This window comes from Brevibacterium ihuae (assembly GCF_900184225.1).
Classification (GTDB): domain Bacteria; phylum Actinomycetota; class Actinomycetes; order Actinomycetales; family Brevibacteriaceae; genus Brevibacterium; species Brevibacterium ihuae.
This window is the reverse complement of sequence record NZ_FXWZ01000002.1, coordinates 112,664-128,931: the sequence shown is the minus strand read 5'-3', so window position 1 is coordinate 128,931 and position 16,268 is coordinate 112,664. Positions and strand designations below refer to the sequence as shown.

The following is a 16,268-nucleotide window of genomic DNA, read 5'->3' as shown; positions in this document are numbered from 1 at the left end:
GGCGGGGACGCCATGCCGCCCGCCCCGCGGGTTTCCGGGGGGCGGGCGGACGCGCGAGCGTGCGGGCCCGCGGGTTTCCGGGGGCGGGCGGCTGCGGGAGCATTCCGCCCCGCAGGGCGGATCGACTCCGGCGGGCGGCGGCACCGACTCCGACGGGAGCGCGAGCGGTCCCCCGCCTGCACGGGGGTGGGATACTGAGGGCATGTCCCGCCGGTTCCCCGTCTCCGCTCTCCTCGCCGGCGCGCTCCTGCTCACCGGCTGCTCCGGTGCGGGCGGCGCGGCGTCGGAGGACACCTCGGAGGGTGCGGGCGGTCCCGCGACGAGCGGCACCTCGGCGGCTCCGACGCCCACTCCCACGGAGACCCCGACGCCGTCTCCGGAGCCCGAGCCCCTCGACGGCACCGTCGTCGCGCTCGACCCGGGGCACAACGGCGGCAACGCCTCCCACCCGGACGAGGTCACCGCGCCGGTGCCCGACGGCCGGGGCGGGACGAAGGCGTGCAACACAACCGGCACCGCGACGGGCTCGGACTACCCCGAGCACGCCTTCACCTGGGGCGTGGCCGAAGAGGTGCGCGAGCGACTCGAAGACCTCGGGGCCGAGGTCGTGCTCTCCCGCGAGGACGACGAGGGCGTCGGGCCGTGCGTCGACGAGCGCGGCCGGTTCGCCGGGGATGCCGGGGCCGATGTGCTCGTGAGCATCCATGCCAACGGCACCGAGGACCCCGGGGCCGCCGGGTTCCACATGATCGTCGTCGAGGACTCGCCGCACGACGGCGTGGGCGAGCCCTCCCGGTCGCTCGCCGAGGACATGGTCGGCGCGTTCCGGGACGCCGACCTCTCCCCCAATCCCGCCTACGGCGATGACGGGATCGTCGCGCGGACGGACATCGCCGGCCTCAACCACGCGGAGGTGCCCGCGGTGCTCGTCGAGTGCGGGGAGATGCGCAACCCGGACGAGGCCGCGCTCATGGAGTCGACCGAGGGGCGCGAGCGCTATGCCGCGGCGATCGTCTCCGGGGTCGAGGAGTTCCTCCGCGACTGAGGCTCACGCGCCTCAGTTGCCGAGCGCCCCGTCGTCGAAGCGGACCTCGCCGCCCACGACGGTGGCGCCGACCCCGACGTCGCGGAGCGCCTCGGCGGGCACCTGGAGGAGGTCGTCGCTGAGGACGGTGAAGTCCGCGACCTTGCCGATCGACAGAGTTCCCTTGATGTCCTCCTCGTGGGAGGCGTAGGCGGAGTCGACGGTGTAGGCGCGCAGCGCCTGCTCGACGGTGATCGTCTCCGCCGGCCCGAACTCCGCCCCGCTCGCGGTGCGCCGGTTGACGAAGTCGTGGATGCCGAGCAGCGGGCCGCCCTCGACGACGGGGGCATCGGAGGATCCGGGGACCCGCATGCCGGCGTCGAGGAGCGAGCGGACGCGGTAGGCGAGCTGCGCGCGCTCCGGGCCGAGCGCGCGGGCCATGCCGTCGCCGAGCTCGGTGATGAAGCGCGGCTGCGGGACGCCGATGACGCCGAGCCGCGCCGTGCGCGCGATCTGCTCGTCGGAGGCGACGCCGAAGTGCTCGATCCGGTTGCGGGGGTCCGGGCGCGGGTAGTCGCGCTGGATCCCCTCGATGATGTCGAGGGCGTGGTCGACGGCGGCGTCGCCGATCGCGTGGGCGGCGATCCGGAAGCCCACCCGGTAGGCGCCGCGCACGAGCTCTGTGAGCTCGGCGACGTCCCACGCCATGTAGCCGCTCGACTCCTCGCCGTGATAGCAGCAGGTCATCGCGGCCGAGCGGCCGATGAGCGAGCCGTCGGTGAGGACCTTGACCGGCCCGATCCGCAGCCATTCGTCGCCCATCCCGCTGCGGAGCCCGAGGTCGAGCCCGGTGCCCTCCGCGCCGGCGGCGCCGATGACCCGGTGGAGCGCCGTGAGATAGGGCATGACGGTGGCGCGCACGCCGAGCGCACCGGTCTCCCGCGCGGTGAGGTAGGCGTGGAGGTCGAGCGGGGAGTTGCCCAGGCCGGCGATCGTGCCGATGCCCGGCTCGGTGATCGATCCGATGCCCTCGCTCAGCGCCTGCTCGGACGCGGTGCGGATGTTGTCGACGATGGTGTCGACGGGGAGCGGCTTGTACACCCGGGTGATGAGGTCCATCGCACGCTCCTCGATGAGGCCTGCGGCGGTGCGGCCGTCCGCGGTCCGTGCGACGTGGCCGCCGTCGACGTCGGGGACGTCCGCGAGGTCGGGGAACCCGGCGATCTCGAAGGCCCGCGAGTTGGCGACTCCCATGTGGGCGGACACGTGCTCGAGCCATACCGGGTTGTCGGGGGCCCGCCGGTCGAGCTCTGCGGCGAGCGGGTGCGCATCGCCGAGCTTGTTCTGGTCGTAGCCGGCGCCGTACACCCACTCCCCCGGCTGCGCGGCGGCCGCGGCCTCCTCGACGGCGGCGTAGAGCGCGTCCATCGAGCCGATCGTCGTCGCCCGGAGGTCAACGCCGTTGAGCCGCTGGCCGCGCAGAGAGAGGTGATGGTGGACGTCGTTGAAGGCCGGCACGGCCGGCGCCCCGCCGAGATCTAAGGTCTGCGTCGCCGGGAACCGTGTGACGTCGTCGTCGAGCGCGCGAATCCGGCCGCCGATGACGCCGATCGCGTGCACCTCGGGGCGCTCGGGATCCATTGTGCGGAATCGTCCGTTGGTGAAGACCGCGTCGAAGTGCATGGTTCCGAGCTCCGTTCCCTCGTCCGTCGAGTGCCCCGTGCGAGTGCGCCGCGGGGCCCTCCGCTCACCGTAGCAAAGCGCCGGATTTGGCGATCCCGGATCGGGGCAGAAGACTGGGCGGCATGACCGACACGACGATCTCCGCGAACCACCCGTGCTGGGTCGAGCTCAGCTCCCCCGATGTCGAGAGCGCCCGGACGTTCTACGGCGAGCTGTTCGGCTGGGACTTCACCGAGCCCGGCCCGATGGGCTTCGGCGTCAAGGCGATGCGGCAGGGCGCCGTCATCGCGGGGATCAGCCCGCAGCCCGATGAGGCGCCGGCCGGACAGCCGGCGTTCTGGTCGCTGTACTTCCGGGTGGACGAGCTCACCACATTCCTCTCCCGCGTCGATGAGGCCGGCGGCCAGGCGATGATGGCGATCCCGGAGTTCGACGGGAGTGCGGGCGTGGCGCTCGTCGCGGACTCGGCCGGGACGGCGTTCGGCGTCCTCGAGTACGACGACGACCGGGGCCTCACCGCCGTCGACGCCGCCGGGGCAGCGTGCTGGTTCGAGCTCCACACGAAGGACTTCGCGGTGCAGGACTTCTACCGCTCGGTGTTCGACTGGGATCTGAGCACGACGAGCGACACCGCGGACTTCCGCTACGCGACCTTCGCTCTCCCCGGGACCGAGGCGCCCCGCGGCGGGATCCTCGACACCTCGGGCGTCGGGATCCCCGCCCACTGGGAGACCTACATCCAGGTCGACGACGTCGACGCGGTCGCCGGACGCGTGCGCGAGCTCGGCGGGGACTGGCTCGCGGCGCCCCACGACTCGACGCGCGGTCGGGTGGGCCGCTTCATCGACTCGCAGAACGCCGCCTTCACGGTGATCCAGCCGCGCTGACCCGGCCGAGCACCGGCCCCTCGGGAACGGGTCCGGACGAGCAGGGGTCCGGACAGGCTGAGGTCCGGATAGTGGCACCCGCCCGGTTCCAGTTCTTCCCGGCGCCGAGTTCCCGGTTCCGGTTCTTCCCGGCGTCGAGCTCCCGGTGACGGATCTTCCCGGTGCCTGCCCTTCACTGCGCCGACTGCCCGATTCAGGCTCCTCCACTTCCCTGCACCGACCGAGAATGGTGCTCGAGAACAGGAAGCACGGCCAGATGACGACGAAAACTGCTGTGGCGGGCGGAAACTGTGAAGTTTCCGCCCGCCACAGCAGTTTTCGCTGCATTCTCGCCTGAGGGGACAGCGCACCGAACGTCCGGAACGCGACCGGGAGGCCCGGCCTCGGTCCCGGGGGCTCAGTCGAGGTAGTCGCGAAGCACCTGGGAACGCGAAGGGTGGCGCAGCTTCGCCATCGTCTTCGACTCGATCTGGCGGATCCGCTCGCGGGTGACGCCGTAGACCTTGCCGATCTCGTCGAGAGTCTTGGGCTGGCCGTCGTTGAGCCCGAACCGCATCGACACGACCCCAGCCTCGCGCTCGGACAGGGTGTCGAGCACCGAGTGGAGCTGCTCCTGGAGGAGGGTGAAGCTCACCGAATCCGCCGGCACGACCGCCTCGGAGTCCTCGATGAGGTCGCCGAACTCGGAGTCGCCGTCCTCGCCGAGGGGCGTGTGGAGGGAGATCGGCTCACGTCCGTACTTCTGGACCTCGACGACCCGCTCCGGGGTCATGTCGAGCTCCTTGGCGAGCTCGTCGGGAGTGGGTTCGCGACCGAGGTCCTGGAGCATCTGGCGCTGCACGCGGGCGAGCTTGTTGATGACCTCGACCATGTGGACCGGGATGCGGATCGTGCGCGCCTGGTCGGCCATCGCACGGGTGATCGCCTGCCGGATCCACCACGTGGCGTAGGTGGAGAACTTGAATCCCTTGGTGTAGTCGAACTTCTCGACCGCACGGATGAGCCCGAGGTTGCCCTCCTGGATGAGGTCGAGGAAGAGCATTCCGCGCCCGGTATAGCGCTTGGCGAGCGACACGACGAGGCGGAGATTGGCCTCGAGCAGGTGGTTCTTGGCGATCCGGCCGTCGTGGATGATCCACTTGTAGTCGCGCGTCTCGCGCGCCTCGGTCACCGCGCCCTCACCGAGGAGATGCTCGGCGTACATGCCGGCCTCGATCCGCTTGGCGAGGTCGACCTCCTCGGCGGCGTTGAGCAGCGCGACCTTGCCGATCTGCTTGAGGTAGTCCTTGACGGGGTCGGCGGTCGCACCGGCGGACACGACCTGCTGAGCAGGAGCGTCGTCGTCGTCGGCATCGGAGACGACGAAGCCGCCGGCCTCCTTGACCGCCTCGTCCTTCTTCTCCTCCTGGGAGTTCTTCGTCTCGGTCTGCTCCTTGGCGACGGCCGCCTCGACCTCCTCGGCGGCACCGGCCTCGATGACGGACTCCGCGGTGCCCTTCTTCTCCGCATCGGCGGTGCCCGCGGCCTTCTTCGCACCGGTCGTCGACTTCGAGGTCGACTTCTTCGCCGGAGCGGCCTTCGTGCCCGCCGCGGACTTCTTCGTCGTCCGGCGCGCCGTCGTCTTCGCGGCGGGCGCCTCGGCGGCATCGGGCTCCGCAGCAGACGACTTCGCAGCGGTGGACTTCGCGGTCGTCCGGGATTTCGCGGCGGTCGACTTCGACGCCGTGGACTTCGCTGCAGTCGTCTTCTTCGCGGTCGTGGTCCGCTTGGCCGCGGTGGTCGTCTTGGCCGGCGTCTCGTTCGCCTCGGTGTTCGCGGACTTCGCAGCGGTGGACTTCTTCGCGGCGGTTCCGGACGCGGTCGTCTTCTTCGCAGTCGTCGACTTCGCAGCAGTGGATTTCGCAGCGGTCGTATTCTTCGCCGTGGTCGTCTTCGTCCCGGCCGTCGACTTCGATGCGGTCGACTCCGCGGCAGTGGTCTTCTTCGCGGCGGTCGTCGTCTTCTTCGCCGCAGTGCTCTTCTTCGCGGTCGTCGAGGCCGACTTCGCCGTGCTCGTGCGCGCCGCACTCGCCCGAGTGGATTTCTTGGGAGCAGTCTTCTCAGCGGTGGTTTCGACTGCTGTGCTCGAATCCTTCTCGTCTGTCGGCACGAGTTCACCTTTCGGGGAGTCTGGCGGCGGACCACCGATGCCGTCGCGGCATCAGTAAGACCCAAGTCAAGTGCGGTGGTGCGGGGCGGGCCCGCTCCGGTGCACGACTGGGTCAACGCCCAATTCTCGCACGATATTCCGGCCCGCGCGAATCGTCTACACTCCCTGCGCGGCGACGGCAAGAGATGCCTCTCGTGATCCGCGTCATACGCCGGTCGACCCCGTCACGCGCTCCCGTTCGGCTCACGCCGCCCCTGCGTACGAAACACCCCGGCACACTCCTCCTCAACTCGTATTCGCCCGGCGAGCTCATCCGGCACGCATTCGTCCGGCGCCCGCTCGGCACGCGCTCTCCCGACGTGCACTCGCCCGACGCATGCTCCCCCGGCCCACTCGCCAGAGGCATTCCGCCGCGGCGTCGTCACCCTCCTCCCCGGAGCGCCCGATCCTCGCCCCCTGCGCGCACCATCCACCGCGGCGGCAGACCGCGTGCGATCGCCGCGCGGACGAGAGCGGCGAGCGAGTAGTCCGGATCACCGGCGAGCGCCTGCTGGGCATAGTGGTCGGCGAACGAGTTCCGCGCCCGGCACCATTCCATCCAGGCGAGCATCGCGAGCACCGCCGGCCTGCGCCGCTCGGTCACCACAGGCACGAGGCACGAGAGGTACGCGACGGAGTACGCCGTGCGCGCGAAGTCCGGCCGGTCCGGCGACAGCCCGATCATCTTCTCCGCAGCCGCAGCGGAGCGGCCGATCGGACGCGCGTACTCCGCGAAGCCTCCCGGACTCAGCGCCGCCAGCCGATCCGGGCCGAGGTCCGGATGATCGAACCCGAGGATCATCTCGAGACAGTCCCGGCTCCACAGCTCCCCGGCCATGAGCTCGACCCCGGCGACGCCGGCCCCGGTGAGTGCCGCGGGCACGTCGTCGACGGTGGTGTCCGGGTCGTCGGCGATCCTCCGCAGGCGTTCGAGATCGGCCAGCGCGGCGTCATACCGCTCCCCCGCCGGCACCGCGGACCGGCGCGCTCGCTCCGCGTCCTCGACGAGTGCCGCCGGCGGGACCGGGTGCGCGGTGGCCGCGGCGAAGTCCGCGGCGTGGGAGCGCCCGTCGGCGATGAGCCGGACCGCGACCTCGGAGTCGGTCGTCTCCGCACGGCTGAAGAGGACGTCCGGATCCTCGAGGCTGCCGCAGTACCCCTCGCCGGCCCACAGCGGGTCCGCGACCTCGTACCCGGCTTCGGCGAGCGCGGCGCAGATGAGGAACACCGGCAGCCGGAAGTGGTCGGCGAGCAGCTCGCTGGCCGGCTCGTCGAGGAGACCGAGCGCGTTCGGCAACTCCGCGCTGAAGAGGATCGGGAACACTCCGACGGCGTCCTCGGCGTGTTCGAGCGTGGCGACGATCGCGGTGAGGTCGTCGGCATCGAGATGCGCGGCCTCGGAGAATCCGAAGTCGAAGCGGACGGTGAGTCCGACCTCGCCCCGATCCCCGTGACGCGTCCCGGTCACGAGGACGAGCGAATCGGTCGGGGTGTAGCCGAGGATGTGGGGAACGAGACCGATGAGGTCCGAGGGCTGGGTGACGGTGTAGGCGTTCATGAGGGCAGTCCACCGCCTGCCCGGCCCGGGGCGACAGGCTCCGCCGGGATCCTGTGGATGCCCGGGGGACGGCGGGCACGCCGGTGACCTCAGGTCGGGGTCGGCTGTGACCTGCGGACGCGAATTAGGGTGGGGCCATGGGACGGAAACGCAGGACCTCCGACTCCGAGGCGCTCGAGGTGCCGATCTCGACGGGGATCGCGCGCCTCGAGCCGGTGCCCGGAGAACCCGACTCGTGGGTGCTCCACGTCAACGGGGTGCCGAGCTCCTCGATCACCATCGGCGACCCCCTGCGCCTCGACCTCGAGTACCTCGACTGGATGTCCCGGGTCGTCGACACGGCATTCGCACCCGGGACGACCCTGCGCGCCGTCCACATCGGGGCCGCGGGGTGCGCGCTGCCGCGCTGGATCGATGCCGCACGCCCCGGCTCTCGGCAGACGGCGATCGACATCGACGCCGAGCTCGTCGTCCGCGTCCGCGAATGGTTCGACCTCCCCCGCTCCCCGGCGCTCGCGCTCCGCGCCGGTGACGGCGCCCGGGAGATCCGCACCTTCCGCGACGGAGCGATCTCGCTCGTCGTCCGCGACGCCTTCTCCGGGGACGCGACCCCGGCGGCGCTCCGCACCCCGGAGTTCTTCGCCGAGGCCGCCCGGGTGCTCGGCGCCGACGGCATCTACCTCGGCAATGTCGCCGACCGTCCCCCGCACACCGCTCTCCGCATCGAGCTCGCGGAGATGCGCCGCCACTTCGCCCACCTCGCGATCGTCGCCGACCCCGGACAGCTGCGCGGCCGCCGCTACGGCAACGTCGTCGCCCTCGGCGCGCACGCCCCGCTCGACGCCGTCGCGCTCGCCAAGACGATGCGGCGCGGACCCGCGGTCGCCTCGGTCCGTGCCGGTGCCGATCTCGACGCCTTCATCGGTCCCGGCGCCCGCTCCTGAGCCGGGGCCTTCGGGTCTCCCCGCGGGCCCCGGCCGCGGGCGGACATGAGCACTCGGTGACCGGAACACGAACAATTCTCACCATGTGGGCGTCGAGTCACGCCCCAGGTGCCCCGAGGCGGCATAATTGATTGCCGATCGGAAAGGTGGACGGTGAGCGAACAGGCAGAGATCAATCACGAGCAGTCCCGACTCGACGTCGTCTATGCGCGCCTCGACGAGCTGCGGGCCGAGGCGGAGGACCGGCTCGGCTCGGTGCGACGCTCCCACGTGGGCGGCCACCACCAGAACCGGTCCGAGCGCGATGCCTTCGCGACGCTCTACGAGGATCAGCTCATCCGGCTCACCCACGCCGAGGAGGGCCTGTGCTTCGGCCGGATCGACGCGAGCTCCGGCGAGACGACCTACATCGGGCGGATCGGCATCTCCGACAGCGACCGCCGCCAGCTGCTCATGGACTGGCGCGCGCCGGCGAGCGAGCCGTTCTACCGGGCCACCGCCGCGCATCCCGGGAACATCGTGCGCCGTCGACACATCGCGACCCGCCACCGCACGGTGATCGGGGTGGAGGACGACGTGCTCGACCTCGCGGCCCTCGACGAGTCCGAGATCGGCTCGCTCCATGGCGAGGGTGCTCTCATCGCATCGCTCGACGCCCATCGCACCGGACGGATGGGCGACATCGTCGCCACGATCCAGGCCGAGCAGGACCGGATCATCCGCAAGCCGCTGCCCGGCGTCGTCGTCGTCCAGGGCGGACCGGGAACCGGCAAGACCGCGGTGGCGCTCCATCGCGCCGCCTACCTCCTCTACCAGCACCGGGAGCGGATCGCGAAGTCCGGCGTCCTCCTCATCGGCCCGTCGCCGGTGTTCCTCAAGTACATCGAGCAGGTCCTCCCCTCGCTCGGGGAGACCGGAGCGGTCCTCCAGACCCCCGGTCAGCTCATGCCGGGATTCGACGTCACCGCGCACGACCGCCCGGACACCGCGCGGCTCAAGGGAGACCTGCGGATGGTGCAGGTCATCGCCCGCGCAGTGAAGAACTATCAGCGCGTGCCCCAGGAGCCGCAGGAGCTCGGGGTTGGGCGGCACACGATCGTGCTCACCCCGGACATGGTCCGCGCCGCCCGGGACCGGGCGCGGCGCACCGGCGGTCCGCACAACCGCGCGCGCTCGACGTTCGTCGCGCAGGTCCTCGACCGGCTCGCGCCCCTCCTCGCGGAGAGCATGGGGATCGGAGCCGACGACGAGCGGCTCCCCGAACTCCTCGAGGAGCTGCGCGGCTCCCGGGACGTGCGGGTCGCGATCAACCTGTGCTGGCTGCCGCTCACGCCTCTCGGCGTCCTCGATGCACTCCTGTCGAAGCCGCACAAGCTCGTCGCCGCCGCCCACGGCCTCCTCTCCTACGAGGAGATGGTCCTGCTGCGCCGCTTCGCCGGCGCGGACCCCACGGTCGAGGACGTGCCGCTGCTCGACGAGATCGCCGAGCTCATCGGGGACTGGGAGGACCGCCGGCCGGCCCGCCGCGAGGACACCGACTACGCCGAGGCGGTCATCGAGATGACGGGGACGCACGGCATGGTCTCCGCCCGGCAGCTCGCCGAGCGCTACGACACCGGCGATCCGCTCCTCACCGTGGCCGAGCGCGCCGCCGAGGACCGCGAGTGGACCTACGGGCACCTCGTCGTCGACGAGGCGCAGGAGCTCAGCCCGATGCAGCTGCGGCTCCTGTTCCGGCGGGTGCCGAGCAAATCGGCCACCCTCGTCGGCGACCTCGCCCAGGCCACCGAGGTCGACCCCGACCGCACGTGGTCCTCCGTCCTGCAGCCGCACGTCGGCGACCGGTACGCGCTCGAGCAGCTCACCGTGTCCTACCGGACCCCGGGGCGGATCATGACCCTGGCCAATCGTCTGCTCAGCGAGTACTTCCCCGAGCTCACGGTGCCGACCCCCGCGCGCGAGGGGACGTGGGAGCCGCAGATCGAGGCCCTTCCCGACGTCGCCTCGGTCTGCCAAGCGCTGCCCGAGGTCATCCGCGAGGAGCTCGCACTGCTCGGCGGAGGACGGATCGCGGTGATCGCCACGCCCGGCCACGCCGAGCTCATCGAGCATGCGCTGACCCAGGACGGGAACGTGGACTTCGGCCTCGGACCGGCCGGCATCGATCACACGGTCGCGGTGATCACCCCCTACGAGGCGAAGGGGCTCGAGTTCGACGGCGTCGTCATCGTCGAGCCCGCATCGATCGCGCCGCACGGCAGCCCGGGCGGGATCGGCGAGCTCTACGTCGCGCTCACCCGCTCGACGTCGCGGCTGCGGGTGATCGGGGTCGAACCCTCGGTGCTCAGCCCGTTCCTCGTCGGCTGAGGAAGCGGAGCCGGCTGAGATTGCGAAATCGTGCGGTTCCGTTCTCAGGAACCGCACGAAATTGCTGTCTGGGGGGATGAATGAAGGCCGCCGGCGGCGTCGGCTTCCCCTCCGATGCCGCCGGCGGCGGGCGCGCCTGAGCGCGCAGAACTCATCCTATACCGAAAACGCGCACCTGCGACAAATCGTCTCAGGCATTCTGCGCCGGACCCCCGGCGGCGGGCTTCGCGGGGTCTCCCGACGGGCTCCCGGCGTCCCGGTCCGCCCGCAGCGAGGCGATCGCCTCCTCGAAGTCCTCGAGGGATTCGAACCCCTGGTAGACGCTCGCGAAGCGGAGGAACGCGACCTGGTCGAGCTCCCGCAGCGGCTCGAGGATCGCGAGTCCGACCTCGTCGGCATCGATCTCCGCGATCCCCCGGCTGCGGATCTTCTCCTCCACCCGCTGTGCGAGCTTCGCGAGGTCGTCCTCGCCCACCGGCCGCCCCTGGCACGCCTTGCGCACCCCGGAGACGACCTTCTGGCGGGAGAACTCCTCGGACACCCCGGAGCGCTTGATCACCGCGAGGCTCGTGTGCTCCATCGTGGTGAAGCGGCGCATGCACTGCGGGCACTGCCGGCGCCTGCGGATCGACGAACCGTCCTCGGAGGTGCGGGAGTCGACGACGCGGGAGTCGGGATGGCGGCAGAACGGGCAGTGCATCAGGCGCTCCCCCCGGCCGAGCGGAGGCTCACCGCGGTGCCGTGCGCCGGGAGATCCTCCTCCACCGCGAGGGTGACGATGTGGTCGGCGACGGCCGCGAGTGCGGCCTCCGGGTAGTCGATGACCTGGCTGCCCCGGAGGAAGGACTGCACCCCGAGGGCCGAGGCGTGAGCGGCGTTGCCCATGGTCGGCAGCACGTGGTTCGAGCCGGCGCAGTAGTCGCCGAGCGCCACCGGCGCATGGGAGCCGAGGAACACCGCTCCCCCGTTCGTCACCCGGGCGGCGGCGGCGTGCGGATCGGCGATCATGAGCTGGACGTGCTCCCCGGCATAGGCGTTGAGCACCGCGATGCCGGCGTCGAGGTCGGCGACGAGGACGATGCCCGACTGCGGGCCCGCGAGCGCCTCGGCGATCCGCTCGGCGTGCCGGGCGGCCGGGGCCTGCACCGCGAGCTCGGCCTCGACGGCGTCGGCGAGCTGCGGGGACGCCGTGACGAGGACCGATGCGGCCTGCGGATCGTGCTCGGCCTGGCTGATGAGGTCGGCGGCGACGTAGGACGGGTCGGCGGTGTCGTCGGCGAGGATGATGATCTCTGTGGGGCCGGCGACGGAGTCGATGCCGACGACCGAGCGGACGCTCGCCTTGGCGGCGGCGACGAAGGCGTTGCCGGGGCCGGTGACGAGGTCGACCGGCTCGAGCTCCTCGCCGTCGGAGAAGCCGTAGGCGAAGGCCGCGACGGCCTGCGCGCCGCCCATTGCCCACACCTCCTCGACGCCGAGCATCGCGGCTGCGGCCATCACCGTCGGGTGGGGCAGGCCGTTCGCCTGCGGGGGCGAGGCGATCGCGAGCGAGGCGACCCCGGCCTCCTGGGCGGGGACGACGTTCATCACGACGGTCGAGGGATACACGGCGAGTCCGCCGGGGACGTAGAGGCCCACCCGGTCGACCGGCAGCCAGCGGCTCGTCACGCTGCCGCCGCCGGGGAACGCCGTCGTGACGGGGGTGCGGACGTCGCCGCGGGCCACGGTGCGCGTGCGCCGGATCGTCTCCTCGAGCGCGGCGCGGACCTGCGGGTCGAGCTCCTCGGCCGCGCGCGCGAGCTCCTCGGAGGGGACCCGGAGGGATTCGGGTTCGACGCGATCGAACCGCGCGGTGTACTCGAGCACGGCGGCCCGGCCGCGCTTCCGCACGGCGCTGATGAGCGGGCCGACCGCGGTGACGGCGTCGGAGAGGTCCACCTGGGCGCGCGGCACCGCACCGCGCAGGGTGCGGCGGTCGAGCGGCGAGTCGCGGAGGTCGAGTCGGTTGATCAGTGGTTGATTCACCCGCCCAGTGTACGGCCCGGCGCGCCCGCGCCGCAGGGTGATCTCAGCCGAACGCCGACGACCCCGCCGCCTGCAGGCACTGCGCGCCGAGAAGCGCCTTGAGATCGCCGTAGAGGCTGGGGCCGGGGCTCACCCGGACGCTCGCGTCGAGCCGCATGACGATGCTCCGGCCGGGCTGCGTGAGGTTGAGCCGGACCTCGGTGTGCCCCGCATTGGCCCGGAGGACGTCGCGGAGCTCCTCGACGAGCTCCGGGGTGCACCGCTGGACCGGCATGGTGATGTGGAGCGGCCGGTCGTCGGGGTCGCTGACGTCGGGGATCGTCATCGACTGCGCCATGAGCGAGGTCGGGCGGTCGTCGGAGCGCCGGATGCGCCCGGTGACGGCGACGACGAGGTCGGTGGCGAGCAGCGAGGCCACCGGCTCGTAGACGTCGCCGAAGAACATCACCTCGATGCTCGCCGCGAGGTCCTCGATGGTGACGATGCCGTAGGGCTTGCCGGAGTTCTTCGACCCCCGCCGCTGGACCTGGGTGATCATCCCGCAGATCGTCACCGACGATCCCTCCGGGCGGGAGTTCTCCGGGTCGACGATCTCCGCGATCGAGGCCTCAGCCTCGCTCTGCAGGATGCCCTCGAGACCGTTGAGCGGGTGGTCGGACACGTAGAGCCCGATCATCTCGCGCTCGAACCCGAGCTTCTCCTTCTTGTCCCATTCCGGGCGGTCGGGGATCGCGACGGAGAAGCTCGGCTCCGCAGGGTCGTCCCCGCCGAGCCCGGCGAACAGGTCGAACTGCCCGGCTGCCTCTTGCCGCTTGACGCCGATCACCGAATCGACCGCCTCCTCGTGCACCTCGACGAGGGAGCGCCGGGTGTGTCCGAGCGAGTCGAAGGCGCCGGACTTGATGAGGGATTCGATCGTGCGCTTGTTGCAGACCTGGCTCGGCACCTTGTCGAGGAAGTCGGTGAAGGAGGTGAAGTCGCCCTTGTCGGTCCGGGCGGCGACGATCCCCTCGACGACCTGGCTGCCGACATTGCGCACCGCGCCCATGCCGAAGCGGATGTCGGAGCCGACCGGGGTGAAGTTCTGCGCGGACTCGTTGACGTCGGGCGGCAGCACGGTGATCCCCATCCGACGGCACTCGCCGAGGTAGATCGCGAGCTTGTCCTTGTTGTCGCCCACCGAGGTCAGCAGCGCCGCCATGTACTCCGCCGGGTAGTGCGCCTTGAGATAGGCCGTCCAGTAGGAGATCACGCCGTAGGCCGCCGAGTGCGCCTTGTTGAAGGCGTAGTCGGAGAACGGGAGGAGGATGTCCCACAGCGCCTGCGCCGCACCCTCGGAGTATCCGCGCTCCTGCATCCCGGCGAAGAAGCCGGCCTGCTGCTTGTCGAGCTCGGCCTTCTTCTTCTTGCCCATCGCGCGACGCAGGATGTCGGCCTGGCCGAGCGAGTACCCGGCGACCTTCTGCGCGATCGCCATGACCTGCTCCTGGTAGATGATGAGGCCGTAGGTCGTGTCGAGGATGTCGCGCAGCGGCTCCTCGAGCTCCGGGTGGATGGGCGTGATGGGCTGCTGGTTGTTCTTGCGCAGCGCGTAGTTCGTGTGCGACTGCGCACCCATGGGACCCGGGCGGTAGAGCGCGAGCGTCGCGGAGATGTCCTCGAAATTGTCCGGCTGCATGAGCCGGAGCAGGCCCTGCAGTCCGCCGCCGTCGAGCTGGAACACGCCCAGGGTGTCGCCGCGGGCGAGCAGCCGGTAGGACTCCGCGTCGTCGAGCGCGAGCTGCTCGAGGTCGAGGTGGAAGCCGCGGTTGAGCTCGATGTTCGCGATCGCGTCGGAGATGATCGTGAGGTTGCGCAGACCCAGGAAGTCCATCTTGATGAGCCCGAGGCCCTCGGACGTCGGGTAGTCGAACTGGGTGATGACCTGCCCGTCCTGGAAGCGGCGCATGATCGGGATGACGTCGATGATCGGCTCCGAGGACATGATGACGCCGGCGGCGTGCACGCCCCACTGCCGCTTGAGGCCCTCGAGGCCCTTCGCGGTCTCGAAGGTCTCGCGCGCTTCGGGTTCGGAGGCGACGAGCTCCCGGAACTCCCCGGCCTCGCCGTAGCGCGCCGCCGCGGAGTCCTCGATGTCGGACAGCGGGATGTCGTTGGCCATGACCGGCGGCGGCAGGGCCTTGGTGAGCCGCTCCCCCAGCGAGAACGGCTTGCCGAGCACGCGCGCGGAGTCCTTGAGCGCCTGCTTGGTCTTGATCGTGCCGTAGGTGACGATCATCGCGACGTACTCGCTGCCGTACTTCTGCGTGACGTACTCGATGACCTCACCGCGGCGGCGATCATCGAAGTCGACGTCGAAGTCGGGCATGGAGACGCGCTCGGGGTTGAGGAAGCGCTCGAAGATCAGTCCGTGCTCGAGCGGGTCGAGGTCGGTGATGCGCATCGCGTAGGCGACCATCGAGCCCGCACCGGAGCCGCGCCCGGGACCCACCCGGATGCCGTTGTCCTTCGACCAGTTGATGAAGTCCGCGACGACGAGGAAGTAGCCGGGGAAGCCCATCGAGACGATGACGTCGAGCTCGTAGTCGGCCTGCTTGCGGACCGCGTCGGGGATGCCGCCGGGGTACCGGTGGTGGAGGCCCCGGTCGACCTCCTTGACGAGCCACGAGGTCTCGTCCTCACCCGGCGGGCAGGGGAACTTCGGCATGTAGTTCGCCGAGGTGTCGAAGGACACCTGGCAGCGTTCGGCGATCTCGAGCGTGTTGTCGCACGCTTCGGGCATCTCCTTGAACAGCGCGCGCATCTCCGCCGGGGACTTGAGGTAGTACCCGGACCCGGAGAACGCGAACCGGCTGCCGCCCTGGTCGTAGGTGGGCTCGATGAGCTTGGAGCCGGACTGGATCGCGAGCAGGGCCTCGTGAGCCTTGGCGTCGGATTCGTGGGTGTAGTGGAGGTCGTTCGTCGCGACGAGCGGCAGGTCGAGCTCCTTCGCCAGGCGCAGGAGATCCTTGACGACGCGCCGCTCGATGGACAGCCCGTGGTCCATGATCTCGCAGTAGTAGTTGCCCGCCCCGAAGATGTCCTTGTACTCCGAGGCGGCCCGGAGCGCCTCGGAGTACTGGCCGAGGCGCAGCCGGGTCTGGATCTCGCTCGAGGGACAGCCGGTGGTCGCGATGAGGCCGGAGGCGTGGGTCTCGATGAGATCCCGGTCGAGCCGGGGCCACTTGCCGAACGCCGAGTCGAGGGAGGCGATCGAGGAGGCCCGGAACAGGTTCTGCATGCCCGTGTTGTTCTCCGCGAGCAGCGTCATGTGGGTGTAGGCACCGCCGCCGGACACGTCGTCGCCGCGCTGGCTCTCGTCGGTGCGCCACTTGACGCGGGTCTTGTCGCCGCGCGCGGTGCCCGGGGTGACATAGGCCTCGACGCCGATGATCGGCTTGACGCCGGCAGCGGTGGCCTGGCTCCAGAAGTCGAAGGCGCCGAACAGGTACCCGTGGTCGGTGGTGGCGATGGCGGGCATGCCCATCTCCTTGGTAGCCGCCATGAGGTCGCCCACCCGCGCCGCTCCGTCGAGCATCGAGTACTCGGTGTG

10 protein-coding genes are annotated in these 16,268 nt (G+C 70.9%); 4 read left to right on the top strand and 6 right to left on the bottom strand.

Going from position 1 to position 16,268, the window contains the following annotated elements:
* Positions 1–202: 202 nt before the first annotated feature.
* Positions 203–1,045 (top strand): N-acetylmuramoyl-L-alanine amidase, encoded by an 843-nt coding sequence (locus C1A17_RS00550; RefSeq protein WP_101649729.1) that lies wholly within the window; start codon positions 203–205, stop codon positions 1,043–1,045.
* A 12-nt stretch (positions 1,046–1,057) separates the two neighbouring features.
* On the opposite strand, the gene C1A17_RS00545 is transcribed toward C1A17_RS00550, so the two are convergent.
* The gene (locus tag C1A17_RS00545) at positions 1,058–2,707 is read right to left on the bottom strand and encodes an amidohydrolase (protein ID WP_101649727.1); all 1,650 of its coding nucleotides are present in this window, start codon (positions 2,705–2,707) and stop codon (positions 1,058–1,060) included.
* Between the two features lie 122 nt (positions 2,708–2,829).
* On the opposite strand from C1A17_RS00545, the gene C1A17_RS00540 reads away from it, so the two are divergent.
* Positions 2,830–3,594, top strand: coding sequence for a VOC family protein (locus tag C1A17_RS00540; RefSeq protein ID WP_101649725.1), 765 nt, complete (start codon positions 2,830–2,832; stop codon positions 3,592–3,594).
* Between the two features lie 397 nt (positions 3,595–3,991).
* Here C1A17_RS00540 and C1A17_RS00535 read toward each other — a convergent pair whose 3' ends face one another.
* Together C1A17_RS00535 and C1A17_RS00530 are read right to left on the bottom strand one after the other, a co-directional pair.
* Complete coding sequence (locus C1A17_RS00535) at positions 3,992–5,743, bottom strand: RNA polymerase sigma factor (RefSeq protein WP_101649723.1); 1,752 nt, start codon at positions 5,741–5,743, stop codon at positions 3,992–3,994.
* A gap of 421 nt (positions 5,744–6,164) precedes the next feature.
* Positions 6,165–7,340, bottom strand: coding sequence for a DUF4192 family protein (locus C1A17_RS00530; protein ID WP_101649720.1), 1,176 nt, complete (start codon positions 7,338–7,340; stop codon positions 6,165–6,167).
* A gap of 137 nt (positions 7,341–7,477) precedes the next feature.
* On the opposite strand from C1A17_RS00530, the gene C1A17_RS00525 reads away from it, so the two are divergent.
* Complete coding sequence (locus C1A17_RS00525) at positions 7,478–8,284, top strand: spermidine synthase (protein ID WP_101649718.1); 807 nt, start codon at positions 7,478–7,480, stop codon at positions 8,282–8,284.
* Positions 8,285–8,437: 153 nt separating this feature from the next.
* Complete coding sequence (locus C1A17_RS00520) at positions 8,438–10,651, top strand: HelD family protein (protein WP_101649716.1); 2,214 nt, start codon at positions 8,438–8,440, stop codon at positions 10,649–10,651.
* A 190-nt stretch (positions 10,652–10,841) separates the two neighbouring features.
* Here C1A17_RS00520 and nrdR read toward each other — a convergent pair whose 3' ends face one another.
* From nrdR to dnaE, 3 genes are read right to left on the bottom strand one after another with little or no spacing between them, the layout of a single operon-like run.
* The gene (gene nrdR, locus C1A17_RS00515) at positions 10,842–11,351 is read right to left on the bottom strand and encodes a transcriptional regulator NrdR (RefSeq protein WP_101649713.1); all 510 of its coding nucleotides are present in this window, start codon (positions 11,349–11,351) and stop codon (positions 10,842–10,844) included.
* The gene (gene hisD, locus C1A17_RS00510) at positions 11,351–12,676 is read right to left on the bottom strand and encodes a histidinol dehydrogenase (protein WP_245873341.1); all 1,326 of its coding nucleotides are present in this window, start codon (positions 12,674–12,676) and stop codon (positions 11,351–11,353) included. The genes nrdR and hisD overlap by 1 nt, the downstream gene beginning before the upstream one ends.
* A 43-nt stretch (positions 12,677–12,719) precedes the next feature.
* The gene (gene dnaE, locus C1A17_RS00505) at positions 12,720–16,253 is read right to left on the bottom strand and encodes a DNA polymerase III subunit alpha (protein WP_245873463.1); all 3,534 of its coding nucleotides are present in this window, start codon (positions 16,251–16,253) and stop codon (positions 12,720–12,722) included.
* Positions 16,254–16,268: the final 15 nt, after the last annotated feature.

Coding starts and splice junctions, on each gene's coding strand:
- C1A17_RS00550 (WP_101649729.1), top strand. CDS start 203: ATGTCCCGCCGGTTCCCCGTCTCCGCTCTCCTCGCCGGCGCGCTCCTG.
- C1A17_RS00545 (WP_101649727.1), bottom strand. CDS start 2,707: ATGCACTTCGACGCGGTCTTCACCAACGGACGATTCCGCACAATGGAT.
- C1A17_RS00540 (WP_101649725.1), top strand. CDS start 2,830: ATGACCGACACGACGATCTCCGCGAACCACCCGTGCTGGGTCGAGCTC.
- C1A17_RS00530 (WP_101649720.1), bottom strand. CDS start 7,340: ATGAACGCCTACACCGTCACCCAGCCCTCGGACCTCATCGGTCTCGTT.
- C1A17_RS00525 (WP_101649718.1), top strand. CDS start 7,478: ATGGGACGGAAACGCAGGACCTCCGACTCCGAGGCGCTCGAGGTGCCG.
- nrdR (WP_101649713.1), bottom strand. CDS start 11,351: ATGCACTGCCCGTTCTGCCGCCATCCCGACTCCCGCGTCGTCGACTCC.
- dnaE (WP_245873463.1), bottom strand. CDS start 16,253: ATGCTCGACGGAGCGGCGCGGGTGGGCGACCTCATGGCGGCTACCAAG.